This window comes from Bacteriovorax sp. HI3, from assembly GCF_059738875.1.
This window is the reverse complement of sequence record NZ_AP026946.1, coordinates 3701516-3715432: the sequence shown is the minus strand read 5'-3', so window position 1 is coordinate 3715432 and position 13917 is coordinate 3701516. Positions and strand designations below refer to the sequence as shown.

Annotated in this window: 9 protein-coding genes; all 9 read left to right on the top strand. The window is 41.4% G+C overall.

The genetic code is table 11. The annotated features are described in order from the left end of the window. The first annotated feature begins 27 nt into the window (after window positions 1–27). The 9 genes from rplK (at window position 28) to fusA (ending at window position 13889) form a co-directional block, all read left to right on the top strand. Complete coding sequence (gene rplK, locus AC6JA8_RS18480; RefSeq protein WP_102245290.1) at window positions 28–456, top strand: 50S ribosomal protein L11; 429 nt, start codon at window positions 28–30, stop codon at window positions 454–456. Between the two features lie 67 nt (window positions 457–523). Then, window positions 524–1225, top strand: coding sequence for a 50S ribosomal protein L1 (rplA, locus tag AC6JA8_RS18475; RefSeq protein WP_491638632.1), 702 nt, complete (start codon window positions 524–526; stop codon window positions 1223–1225). Between the two features lie 107 nt (window positions 1226–1332). Beyond that, complete coding sequence (rplJ, locus tag AC6JA8_RS18470) at window positions 1333–1833, top strand: 50S ribosomal protein L10 (protein WP_102245288.1); 501 nt, start codon at window positions 1333–1335, stop codon at window positions 1831–1833. A gap of 39 nt (window positions 1834–1872) precedes the next feature. Beyond that, window positions 1873–2241: a 50S ribosomal protein L7/L12 gene (rplL, locus tag AC6JA8_RS18465; protein ID WP_102245287.1), complete on the top strand. Its 369-nt coding sequence runs from the start codon at window positions 1873–1875 to the stop codon at window positions 2239–2241. 132 nt (window positions 2242–2373) lie between these two features. Next, on the top strand, window positions 2374–6501 hold the full coding sequence (gene rpoB / locus AC6JA8_RS18460; protein WP_497975100.1) for a DNA-directed RNA polymerase subunit beta: 4128 nt from the start codon (window positions 2374–2376) through the stop codon (window positions 6499–6501). A gap of 89 nt (window positions 6502–6590) precedes the next feature. Next, the gene (gene rpoC, locus AC6JA8_RS18455; protein WP_497975099.1) at window positions 6591–10706 is read left to right on the top strand and encodes a DNA-directed RNA polymerase subunit beta'; all 4116 of its coding nucleotides are present in this window, start codon (window positions 6591–6593) and stop codon (window positions 10704–10706) included. Window positions 10707–10793: 87 nt separating this feature from the next. Next, entirely contained in the window at window positions 10794–11168 is a 375-nt protein-coding gene (gene rpsL, locus AC6JA8_RS18450) for a 30S ribosomal protein S12 (RefSeq protein ID WP_102245284.1), read from the top strand. Between the two features lie 101 nt (window positions 11169–11269). Further along, window positions 11270–11740: a 30S ribosomal protein S7 gene (gene rpsG, locus AC6JA8_RS18445; RefSeq protein WP_102245283.1), complete on the top strand. Its 471-nt coding sequence runs from the start codon at window positions 11270–11272 to the stop codon at window positions 11738–11740. Window positions 11741–11804: 64 nt separating this feature from the next. Continuing rightward, complete coding sequence (gene fusA, locus AC6JA8_RS18440) at window positions 11805–13889, top strand: elongation factor G (protein ID WP_497975098.1); 2085 nt, start codon at window positions 11805–11807, stop codon at window positions 13887–13889. The last annotated feature ends 28 nt before the right edge of the window (window positions 13890–13917 follow it).

The window sequence follows — 13917 nt, the reverse complement described above, 5'->3', positions numbered from 1 at the left end:
CATTTGTTGGGATAAGCAGGAGTTTATATGGCTAAGAAAGTAACAGGTTTCATTAAATTACAAATCGCAGGTGGTAAAGCAAACCCATCTCCACCAATTGGACCAGCTCTTGGTCAAAAAGGTGTAAATATCATGGAGTTTTGCAAGGCTTTCAACGCAAAAACTCAACAACAAAACGGTGTTGTTCTTCCAACGATCATTACAGTTTACTCTGACAGATCGTTTACATTCGTTACAAAGACTCCTCCAGCAACTTACCTTCTAAAAGATAAGTTAAAACTGGAAAGAGGAGCTCAAAAGCCAGGTTCAGAAGTTATGGCTAAAAAAGTTCCAAAGAAGACTGTTGAAGAAATCGTAGAAGCTAAGAAAGTTGACTTAACTGCTGGAACAAAAGAAGCAGGAATGAGAACGATCGAAGGATCAATCCGTTCAATGGGTCTAAAACTAGATTACTAATTAAAAAATCCCAATTACGGGAAATAGGGTGGGAGACTTCACAGTCGTTTGACCACAGGAGAATATTATGCAAAAGCCGGGAAAGCGTTACGCAGAAGCCGCAAAAAAGATCGATAGAACTAAAGTCTATTCATCTGACGAAGCTATTAAACTAGCTAAAGAAGCAAAATCAGCAAAATTCGACGAAACAGTTGATCTAGCGTTCAGACTAGGGGTTGACCCACGTCACGCTGATCAAATGATCAGAGGAGCTCTAGCTCTTCCATCTGGTACAGGTAAATCTGTAACTGTTGTTGCGATCACTTCAGGATCAAAAGTTGATGAAGCTACAGCTGCTGGTGCAGACTTCGCAGGTGGAGATGATATCATCACAAAAATCGCTGGTGGATGGCTAGATTTCGACCGCGTAATCGCATCTCCAGACATGATGAGTAAACTTGGTAAAGTTGCTCGTCTTCTTGGGCCACGTGGTTTAATGCCAAACCCAAAACTTGGAACTGTTACAACTGACATCGCTGGAGCTGTAAAAGAGCAAAAAGCAGGTAAAGTTGAGTACAGAACTGAGAAGACAGGTATCGTTCATATTCCAATCGGGAAATCTTCTTTCACTGTTGAGCAACTTAAAGCTAACTACTCTGCAGTTCTTACTGCAATCGTAAAAGCTAAGCCAGCTTCAGCGAAAGGAACATACATTAAATCTCTAACTCTTAGTACAACTATGGGTCCAGGGATCAAGATTGACACTGTAGAAGCGTTCAACGCTGTTTAATTAAAGTTTACTGTAGGGATTGATGAAAGTCGGTCTGTTAAATTTCTAACCCAAGTTTAACTGTAAAGCCTGCCCAAATCTCCCTCCAAATATTAATAGGAGGATTTATGCTTAACCGTTCGGAGAAAGATGCAATCATCCAAGATCTGAAAACAGATATTGGTCGTGCTAAAGCAATCTTTCTTACAAACCTAATCGGTATTACATCAAATGATGCCGTTAGCGTAAGAAAAGCAGTTCGCGATAACAACGGAAAAATGGTTGTTACAAGAAACACGCTTTTCAAAAAAGCTGCAGCAGGGACACCTGTTGAAGCTCTAGTTGCTGATCTTCATGGACCACACGCTCTTGCGTTTGCGTTCGAAGACCCAGCAGCAGTAGCAAAATCTTTAAAGGAAGCAGGAGCTAGTTTAGAGCTTGTGGATCTTAAAGGTGGAGTACTTGATGGCCAAATGTTATCTAAAGCACAAGTGAAACAACTTGCGGATTTACCTTCAAGAGACCAAATGCTTGGTACTCTTCTAGCTACATTCCTAGCACCAGTTTCTGCTTTTGCTAGAGTACTATTTGCTATCCAAGAGAAGAAAGAAAAAGGCGAACTAGCTTAATTACAATTTTTTTAAATTTTTATTTTATAGGAGACTTATATGAGCGTAACTAATGAACAACTAATCGAGCACATCTCTAAAATGTCAGTTCTTGACCTAGCTAACCTAGTAAAAGAACTAGAAACAAAATTCGGTGTATCAGCAGCTCCTGTTGCTGTTGCTGGTGCTGCTGGTCCAGCTGCTGCAGTTGAAGAACAAACTGAATTCACAGTTGTTCTAGCTGACGGTGGAGACAAGAAAATTAACGTAATTAAAGAAATCCGTACAATCACTGGTCTTGGTCTAAAAGAAGCTAAAGATCTAGTTGAAGGTGCTCCAAAGACTGTTAAAGAAGGTCTTTCAAAAGCTGACGCTGAAGCAATCAAGAAAACTCTTGAAGGTGCTGGAGCTAAGGTTGAACTTAAGTAATTTGATTGCTTTAGTTTAAAATAGATTTTTTAAAAATAAGGTGTGAAAGAGAGGAATCTCTTTCACGCCTTTTTGTGTTTTTAGCTTTTTATAAATTATTCTAAGAATTATCTCTTATACGAGGAGAGCGCGATGACTCAGGTTTTTTCACCTAACGAATGGTTTCGCAAGACCTTTTCAAATACTCCAGCAGTATTAGATACCCCGCCATTAATGAAGTTACAGGTAAACTCTTACGAAGATTTTCTTCAAAAAGATGTTCCACCTGCAAAGAGAATTGACCTTGGTCTTCAACAAGTTTTCAAGTCAGTTTTTCCAATTTACGACTTTAACAAAACTGTTTCTCTAGAGTTCGTTTCATACTCTCTAGAAGAACCTAAATATACAGTAAAAGAATGCCGTCAGAGAGGTCTTTCATACGAAGCTCCTCTTAAAGTAGTTGTTCGCCTTGTTTTCTTCGACGTAAGCGTTGACAGAGACGGAGCTGAGCAAAGAACTGTTTCTTCGGTAAAAGAACAAGAAGTTTACCTAGGAAACATTCCACTAATGGCCGAAACTGGGTCATTTGTTTACAACGGAACTGAGAGAGTAATCGTATCTCAGCTACACAGATCTCCAGGGATCATTTTCGAACACGACAACGGAAAAAAACACTCTTCTGGGAAACTTCTATATTCAGCAAGAATCATTCCTCACAGAGGTTCTTGGCTAGATTTCGAATTCGACCACAAGAACATTCTATTCGCTCGTATCGATAGAAAGAGAAAGCTTCACGCTTCTGTAGTTCTTAAGGCGATGGGATACTCTACATCTGAACTTCTAAAAGAGTTCTACCAGATGGAAACAATCTCATTTAACAAAGATGGTTCATACTCTAGAAAACTAGACTTCAACCTACTTGTTGGAACAAGAGCAAACGCTGACATTCTTGATAAATCAGGAAACGCGATTGTTAAAAAAGGTAAAAAATATACAAAAGCTTCTGTAAAGAAGATGGAAGATTCAAAAATTACTGAACTTCCAGCTGAACTTGAAGAAGTTGTTGGTAAAGTACTAGCAGAAGATATCTTCAACGAAAAAACAGGTGAAGTAATCTGTCTTGCTAACGAAGCTCTTTCTGAAGCAAAAATCCACGATTTAGTTAAAGCTGGTGTAAAAGAAGTTAACGTTCTTTACATCGACATGATCAACTTCGGGGACCAAATCAGAAACACTCTTCTTATCGATAAAACAGAAACTAAAGAAGATGCTCTAGTTAAAATTTTCGAAAGACTAAGACCAGGTGAACCTCCAACGGTAGAAGCTGCGTCTCAACTTTTTGAAAACCTTTTCTTCAATAAAGAAAAATATGACCTGTCGAAAGTTGGTCGTATGAAAATCAACTACAAATTCGGAATGAACATTCCTGTAGAAGAAACAGTTCTTACAAGAAGAGATATCCTAACTACTGTTCAATACCTGGTAGAACTTAACAACGGTAAAGGTAAAGTCGATGATATCGACCACCTTGGTAACCGTCGTGTAAGAGCTGTAGGTGAACTACTAGAAAACCAATTCAGAGTTGGTCTAGTAAGAATGGAAAGAGCGGTTAAAGAAAGAATGGCCATTCAAGAAATTGAAACGATGATGCCATACGATCTAGTTAACCAAAAACCAGTTGCAGCTGCTGTAAAAGAATTTTTCGGTTCTTCTCAGCTTTCTCAGTTCATGGATCAAACAAACCCACTTTCTGAAGTAACTCACAAGAGAAGACTTTCAGCTCTTGGGCCAGGTGGTCTAACTCGTGAACGCGCTGGTTTCGAAGTACGTGACGTACACCCTACTCACTACGGAAGAATGTGTCCGGTAGAAACACCGGAAGGACCAAACATCGGTCTAATCACATCTCTTGCTACATACGCTCGCGTTTCTGAGTATGGTTTCATTGAAACTCCATACCAAGTAGTAAACGAAGACAGAACGATTTCAGCTCCAAAATACTTCTCGGCTTTCGAAGAAGAAGGAAAAGTTATTGCTCAGCTTGAAGCTAAGTACGTTGACGGTAAAAAAATCGTTGGTGATGCTATCGCTGCTCGTTCAGCTGGTGACTTTACTGTAGTAGGTGCAAACGAAGTTCAGTTAATGGACGTTTCTCCAACTCAGATGATCTCGATTGCTACATCACTTATTCCATTCCTTGAGCACGACGATGCCAACCGTGCGCTAATGGGATCGAACATGATGAGACAGGCAGTGCCAGTTGTTAGAACTGATGCTCCTATCGTTGGTACTGGTGTTGAGCAAATTATTGCTCGTGACTCTGGTGCGATCGTTTATGCAAAAGAAGGTGGACGTGTAATCTTCGTTGACTCTAACAGAATCGTAATCCAAAGAGATAACTTCTCTGAAGGTGAGTCTGGAGTAGACGTTTATAAACTTACAAAATACCAACGTACTAACCAAAATACTTGTAACAACCAAAAAGCCCTAGTTAAAGAAGGGGACAAGGTTCTAAAAGGAATGGTTATTGCTGACGGTCCAGCTACTCAGCTGGGAGACCTTGCCCTTGGACAAAACGTTCTAGTAGCGTTCATGCCATGGGGTGGATATAACTATGAGGACTCGATCCTAATTAACGAAAACATTCTTGCAAGAGACGTGTTTACATCTGTTCACATCGAAAGCTTTGAAATCGAAGCTCGTGATACAAAATTAGGTAAAGAAGAAATCACTCGCGATATTCCAAACGTTTCTGAAGAGGCCCTAAAAGACCTTGATGAAGCTGGTATTATCCGCGTTGGTGCGATCATTAAGCCAGGGGATATCCTTGTTGGTAAGATCACTCCAAAAGGTGAATCTCAACTTTCTCCAGAAGAAAAACTTCTTAAAGCTATCTTCGGGGACAAAGCTGGGGACGTAAAAGATACATCACTTCGCGTACCTTCATCAGTTCGCGGAACTGTAATCGACGCTAAAGTTTACACTCGCGAAGGTGTTGAACTAGACGCTCGTTCAAAAGAAATCATCGACCACGAAACGACACTAATCCGTCGTGACGAAAGAATCGAGATTAAAGCTATCCAAACATCAGCAATCCAAAAGATCGCTGAAATGTTCAAAGGAGCGAAGACAACAGATAAACTTATTTCTGAAGACGGGACAACTGAGCTTCTTGGAAAGGGCGTAACTGTTACAGGTGAAATCCTGGCTTCAATTCCTTTCGAACTAATCGGTTACTTACCTCTAGAAGCTGCTCTTGAAGAAAAACTTTCTGAGTACTTCGCTGACGTAAGAAACAGAATCACTAGAGTTCGCCAAAAAGCTAACGATGAAATCGCTAAGCTACACAAAGGTGACGAGTTACCTCCTGGAGTAATCAAGAAGGTAATGGTTTACGTAGCGATTAAGAGAAAGCTTCAGCCAGGTGATAAAATGGCCGGCCGTCACGGAAACAAAGGGGTTATCTCTAACGTTGTTACCGCAGAAGACATGCCATACCTTGCAGATGGAACTCCAGTTGAAATCGTTCTTAACCCACTAGGGGTACCTTCACGTATGAACATCGGTCAGCTTCTTGAGCTACACCTTGGATGGGCAGGACGTGGTCTTGGTGAAAAAATTAAGACGATGATGGAAGAAAAAGCAAAAGTTAATGAGCTGAAAGATTTCATCTTTAAAATCTACAAAACTAAAGAAGTAGAAGCTTGGTTAAAATCAGCTTCTGACGAAAGAGTTATTGAAGTAGCTGAACAACTTTCAACAGGTGTTCGTTTCTCTACAAGTGTATTCGATGGTGCTTCAGAAGAAGATATCAAAGATATGCTTGAACTTGGTGACCTTGATAGATCAGGGAAGACAACATTATTCGACGGAAAAACTGGTGACGTATTCTCGGAAGACGTAACAGTTGGTGCGATGTACATGTTAAAACTTCACCACCTTGTTGATGAGAAGATCCACGCTCGTTCTACTGGACCATACTCTCTTGTAACTCAGCAACCACTTGGTGGTAAGGCTCAGTTCGGGGGACAACGTCTTGGAGAGATGGAAGTTTGGGCACTTGAAGCATACGGAGCTGCTTACACACTACAAGAATTCTTAACTGTTAAATCTGATGACGTTATCGGACGTACAAGAATGTATGAATCGATCGTTAAAGGTGAGCAAGTTCTTGAACCAGGATTACCTGAGTCGTTTAACGTTCTAATCAGAGAGCTTCAAGCTCTATGTCTAGACATTAAACTAGAAGAGAACACAGAAGAAGAAAGCACTTTTAACTAAGTGTTTTGAGTGCGGGATCTTAAACCTCCCGCACTGGTTTTCGTAAGCGGATACTGAATTTAAAATTTAAATCGTACAAGGAATATAAAATGAAAGACTTGTTAAACTTTTTTGATAAGCCGAAAGATCCAATCAGTGTAGAAGCTGTTTCGATCAGAATGGCGTCTCCAGATACAATCAGAGAATGGTCTTTTGGTGAAGTAAAGAAACCAGAGACAATTAACTACCGTACTTTCAAGCCAGAGAGAGATGGTCTTTTCTGTGCAAAAATCTTTGGACCAATCAAAGATTACGAATGTATTTGTGGAAAATACAAGAGAATGAAGCACAGAGGAGTCGTGTGCGAGAAGTGTGGTGTTGAAGTAACGCTTTCGAAAGTTAGACGTGAAAGACAAGGTCACATTGAACTTGCTGCTCCAGTTGCTCACATTTGGTTCCTAAGATCACTTCCATCTCGTTTGGGAGCTCTTCTAGACCTTACTCTAAAAGAACTTGAAAGAGTTCTTTATTATGAAGCCTACGTTGTAACTTCTTCAGCTACTGACAATGTTGACGGTGGTCTTGAAGTTGGTCGCGTAATTTCTGAACAACAATACCAAGAGCTAAAAGAACAAGGAATCGAGTTCGAAGCTGGTATGGGTGGACAGACGATTAAAGAACTTCTTAGAAAAATCGATATGGACATTACGAACAAAGAACTTCGTCGTGCCCTGGCTGCAGCCACAACAGAAATGGCCCGCGCTAAAGTTATCAAGAGACTTAAAGTTGTTGAATCAATTTTAAAGTCTGAGAACAAGCCTGAGTGGTTCATGATGGATGTTATTCCAGTTCTACCACCAGATCTTCGTCCTCTAGTTCCTCTTGAAGCAGGACGTTTTGCGACTTCAGATCTTAACGATCTTTACCGTCGTGTAATCAACAGAAACAACCGTCTAAGAAGACTAAAAGAACTAAACGCACCAGAAATCATCATCCGTAACGAGAAGAGAATGCTTCAAGAAGCGGTTGATGCACTATTTGATAACGGTCGTCGTGGTAAAGTGTTCACAGGAGCTAACAAGCGTCCTCTTCGTTCACTTTCAGACATGCTAAAAGGTAAGCAAGGACGTTTCCGTCAAAACCTACTTGGTAAGCGTGTTGACTACTCTGGACGTTCGGTAATCGTAGTAGGTCCAAGCCTAAGACTTCACCAGTGTGGTCTTCCAAAGCTTATGGCCCTGGAACTTTTCAAGCCGTTCATTTACAACAAACTAATTGAAAAAGGTCACTGTACTACTATTAAAGTAGCTAAGAAGATGGTTGACCAACAAAAGCAAGAAGTTTGGGATATCCTGGAAGAAGCTGTTCAAGAGCACCCGGTACTACTTAACCGTGCACCTACTCTACACAGACTTGGTATCCAGGCATTCGAGCCAATCCTTATCGAAGGTAAAGCGATCCAACTTCACCCTCTAGTATGTACAGCGTTCAACGCTGACTTCGACGGTGACCAGATGGCCGTTCACGTTCCTCTATCGATTGAAGCTCAGATCGAATGTCGTATTCTAGCAATGTCTACAAACAACATTCTTTCTCCAAAAGACGGAACACCAATCGTCGTTCCTTCTCAGGATATCGTTCTTGGTCTTTACTACATGACAAGAATTAGACCTTACGCTCGTGGATACAACAAAGTATTCGCATCTAAGGAAGAAGCACAGTTCGCTTACCACTCAGGTAACCTACACCTTCAAGCGCCGATTAAAGTTCGTATCGACAACACAATGATCGAAACAACTGTAGGTCGTACATTCGTTTGGGATGCAGTACCTAAGTGTCTTAAGTACAACGACATCAACCAAATCCTAGGGAAAAAAGAACTAGGGAAACTAATTGACCACGCTTACCGTGTTGGTACAGAAAAAGACACTGTAATGCTAGCTGACGCTATCATGAGACTTGGATACGAGTACGCGACAAAAGCGGGTATCTCGATCAACGTTAACGACATGACAATTCCAGCTGAAAAAGCAGGAATTCTAGCTGAAGCTCATAAAGAAGTTTCAAAAATCACTGAAGAATATAACGAAGGTTCTATTACTGATGGTGAACGTTACAACAAAATCGTCGACGTTTGGGCACAAACAAACGAAAGACTAACAAAAGTAGTTATCGAGCGTATTTCGACTCAAACTTTCACGTCTGAAGATGGTAAAGAGACTATGAATGCTCCATCATTCAACTCTCTATACATGATGGCGAACTCTGGAGCCAGAGGTTCTACTCAGCAGATCAGACAGCTTGGAGGGATGAGAGGTCTAATGGCGAAGCCATCTGGAGAGATCATCGAGACGCCAATTACTTCTAACTTCCGTGAAGGTCTATCAGTACTTGAATACTTCACGTCTACTCACGGTGCTCGTAAAGGTCTAGCCGATACAGCTCTTAAGACAGCGAACTCAGGATACCTGACTCGTCGTCTAGTTGACGTAGCTCAAGACGGGATCATCAGAAACGTTGACTGTAACGCAACTGACGGAATCACGCTTACATCAAGAATTGAAGCTGGAGAAGTTGTTGAGCACGTTGCTGAAAGAGCAATGGGCCGTGTAACTGCTCAAGCTATTATGTCTGGTTCAGGAACTGAAGTTTTCCCAAGAAACTACATGCTGACTGAAAAAGACCTGAAAGTTCTTAAAGAACAAGAAGTCGATCAGATTAAAGTTAGATCAGTTCTAACTTGTAAAGAAAGACACGGCTTCTGTGCATACTGTTTTGGTCGCGACCTTGCTCGCGGAAAGCTCGTTTCAATCGGTGAAACAGTTGGGGTAATCGCTGCTCAGTCAATCGGGGAGCCAGGAACACAGCTTACGATGAGAACTTTCCACGTTGGGGGAACTGCAACTGCAGGTGCTCAAGTAAACAAAACTGAAGTTCGTACGGCCGGTGTTATCCACCTTGAAAACGTAGTTTCTGTTGTAAATAACGAAGGTGTTACTATCGTTATGAACAAAAACGGAGAGCTTGTTGTAAAAGACGCTCGCGGTGTTGAGAAGGAAAGATACCCAGTAGTTTACGGATCGAAAATTTTCTTCAAACAAGGTCAGGAAGTTTCAGTAGGGGATAGAGTACTTGAATGGGATCCATTCGCTATTCCAGTTCTTACAGAAGTTTCTGGTACTGTTAAATACGAAGATCTAATTGTTGGATCTACAGTTAACGAGCAAGTGGATGCGGTTACAGGTCTATCTCACAGAGTTGTAACAGAATCTAAAAACCCATCTCTTCAACCACGCATCGTGATTGTTGATGACAACGGTTCTCCAATTCTTGTTCCAGGAACGAAGAGATACGCAGCTTACCGTCTACAAGTCGGAGCTTCGATCATCGTATCTGAAGGTGACAAAGTTGACGCTGGTACAGCGGTTTCAAAAGTTCAACGTGAAACAACGAAGACTAAGGATATTACCGGAGGTCTTCCGCGTGTTGCTGAACTTTTCGAAGCACGTAAGCCACAAAACGCTGCTCAGATCTCTGACATCTCAGGAACAATTGAATTTGGTACTGAATTAAGAGGAAACAGAAGAATCATCGTTCGTCCAGAAGACGGATCAGATCCAATGACATACGTAGTTCCAAAAGGACGTTACGTAGTTGTTAACGAAGGTGACTATATCCGTGCTGGGGAACCAATCATGGATGGACCATCTAACCCACACGATATTTTACGTGTACTTGGGGTTAAAGCTCTTGCTCGTTACATCGTTGACGAAATCCAAGAAGTTTATCGCCTACAAGGGGTTAAGATCGATGATAAACACATCGAGGTAATCGCATCTCAAATGTTAAAGAAAGTTGAAATCACTAACGCTGGTGACTCTACTTACGTAACTGGGGATTCAGTAACTCGCGGTGAGCTTGATGAAGTAAATGAAAGACTTATTGCTGCAGGCGAGAAACCAGCAGAAGCGGCACCGCTTCTACTAGGGATCACAAAAGCATCTTTAACGACAGACTCATTTATCTCTGCAGCTTCTTTCCAGGAAACGACAAAGGTTCTTACTCAAGCAGCACTTGAAGGGAAATCTGATGCACTTCGTGGATTAAAAGAAAACGTAATCATGGGACGCCTAATTCCAGCAGGATCGGGTATTCCAAGATATAGAAACTATGAGGCCGTAATGAGCGAGGACGAAGTGTCGTCTGCAGCTTCATTATCATTTTAAAAATAAACTTGAACTAGCCATTTTCTTCTGGTAAGAAAAATGGCTAGTATTTTTGCAGAAGTGGGAACTTAAGGGAGCAGTTGGATTATGCCTACAATTAATCAGTTAATCAGAAAGGGTCGCGAAGATAAGTATTCGAAAACTAAATCGCCAGCTTTAAAATCATGTCCTCAAAGACGTGGAGTTTGCGTGAGAGTTTATACAACGACTCCAAAGAAACCAAACTCAGCTATGAGAAAGGTATGTAGAGTTAAGCTTACTTCAGGATTTGAAGTAACTTCATATATCGGTGGAGAAGGTCACAACCTTCAAGAGCACAGTATCGTTCTTATCCGTGGAGGAAGAGTAAAAGATCTTCCAGGGGTTCGTTACCATACTATCCGTGGTGCTCTAGATGCGACTGGTGTTGATAAGAGACGCCAAGGTCGTTCTAAGTACGGCGCGAAAAGACCTAAGAAATAGTAAATTACATAAGTAATTTTAAATAACACACTCCCCTTTCTGTTTACTCGGGTTGGGGAGAGTAATTTCTTTCGAAGGAAAGAAGTGAAGAGGAGTATCATATGAGTAGAAAAAGAAAAGCGGACGTCAGAGAAGTACTTCCTGATCCAGTTTACCAAGACATCGTTATCACAAAGTTCATGAACACACTTATGATCGGTGGTAAAAAATCTGTAGCAGAAAAAATCTTCTACGGAGCTCTTGAAGTAGTTCAAGAAAAAACAGGTGAAGAGCCTCTAAAAGTTTTCAAAAAAGCTCTTTCGAACATTAAGCCAGCTGTAGAAGTAAAGTCTCGCCGTATTGGTGGAGCTACTTACCAAATTCCAGTTGAAGTTCGTCCAGCTCGTCGCCAATCACTAGCACTTCGTTGGTTAAAAGAATATTCTTCAGCTAGAAGTGGAAAGACTATGGTTCAAAAGCTTGCTGATGAAATCATCGATGCTTCTCAAAACCGTGGTGGATCTGTTAAAAAACGTGAAGACGTTTACAAAATGGCAGAAGCTAACAAGGCTTTCGCTCACCTTAAATGGTAGTAATTTAATTTTTGCATAAATCAGGAGCTCCCCGAAAGGGGAGCTTTTTTTATTTTTAAAGACTATGAGTTCTAAACAGATTGATAAAATTCGTAACATCGGAATCATGGCCCACATTGATGCCGGTAAAACTACGACCACAGAAAGGATTCTTTACTACACTGGAAAGAGCCACAAGATCGGTGAAGTTCACGATGGAACTGCGACGATGGACTGGATGATTCAGGAGCAGGAAAGAGGAATTACGATCACATCTGCCGCTACTACATGTAGCTGGAACAAACAAACAATCAACATTATCGATACCCCGGGACACGTAGACTTTACGATTGAAGTAGAGAGATCTCTTCGCGTTCTTGATGGGGCGATCGGAGTCTTCGACGCCGTCTCTGGTGTTGAGCCTCAATCGGAAACGGTTTGGGCACAGGCCGATAAATACAAAGTTCCTCGCCTTGCTTTCGTCAACAAGATGGATCGTATGGGTGCGAACTATGAAAACTGTATTTCGGAAATCAGAGAGAAGCTTGATAAAAAAGCCGCAGCTATTCAGTGGCCAATTGGTTCTGAAGAAAACTTCGCTGGAATTGTCGACCTTCTTGAAATGAAAGCCGTATATTTCCCAGCTGAGAGCTTAGGTTCAAAAATTGAAATTAAAGACATTCCAGCAGACATTGTTGATGAATGCCAATTATACAGAGATGAGCTTCTAGACAACCTTTCTGAATTTGATGAGGAACTAACGGACCTTATTCTTATGGGAGAGGCACCAAGTGTTGCTCAAATCAAAGCTGCTTTAAGAAAAGCAACTATCTCTCACAACTTCATCCCAGTTCTTTGTGGATCAGCTTTTAAGAACAAAGGTATCCAGCCGCTTCTAGATGCAGTTCTGGATTACCTTCCATCTCCAACAGATAGAGGAGAGCTTAAAGGTCACAGCTTAAAAGATCCGGATAAAGTCGAAGTGAGAAAGCCAGAAATTGATGAAATGTTCAGCGGGATCGCTTTTAAGATCGCGACTGATCCATTCGTTGGAAGTGTAACTTACGTTCGTATCTACTCTGGGAAGCTAGAGTCAGGACAGACTGTTTATAACTCGCTTAAAAAGAAACGCGAGAGAGTAAATAAAATTTTCCAAATGCACGCTGATAAACGTACAGAGCTTCAAGAAGCTTTTGCTGGAGATATCGTTGCGGTTGCAGGATTCAAAGATACAACGACAGGTGAAACTCTTTGTACGGAAAATAAGCCAATCATTTACGACCTAATGGAGTTCCCGGAAACGGTTATCTCTGTTGCTATCGAGCCAAAGACAGCAGCGGATGAAAAGAAACTTCTTTCAACACTAGAACAATTAAAAAATGAAGACCCGTCTTTCACGTTCAGCAACAACCAGGAAACTGGCCAGCTTCTGATCCTGGGAATGGGAGAGTTGCACCTTGAAATTATCGCCGACAGACTTCAGCGCGAATTCAACGTTGGGATCCGTGTAGGTAAACCTCAGGTTTCTTACCGCGAAAGTATTTCAGGAACTGCTTCTGAATCTCACACATACAACCGCGAGCTTGGCGGAAAAATGCAATTTGGTTCTGTGACTTTAAAAGTTGAACCAGTTGATTACCAGGCCGGAGTTCTTTTTGAGTCATCTGTAACTAACAAGCAGATTGGCCAAAACTTTATCGACTCTATTAAGAAAGCGGTTATGGACACGGCTCCTGGTGGGGCAATGGCCGGTTACCCTTTCCTAAATATTAAAGCGACGCTAACAGCTGTCGAATTCAATGAAAACGAATCAACAGAAGTTGCTTACGCAATTGCTGCTTCGAGCGCCTTCAGAGATGCTTGTAAAAAAGCAGGGGTAGTCCTTCTTGAGCCAGTTATGGAGCTGGAAGTTGTGACTCCACAAGACTATACCGGAGATGTTATCTCGGACATTAACTCGAAGAGAGGCAAGATTTTAACAATGGGAATCAAGCAGAACAAAGATTTAATTTCTGCAGAAGTTCCATTGGCGGAATTATTCGGTTATAGTACTGATCTTCGCTCAAAATCTCAAGGCCGCGCTAGCTTCACGATGAAGTTCAAAAGCTACGTGGAAATGCCTTTTGATTTAGCAAAAGCGACGTTAGAGAAAAAAGGTATCTATATTTAATTTTAGTTTTCGTCTTTAGAACATACAG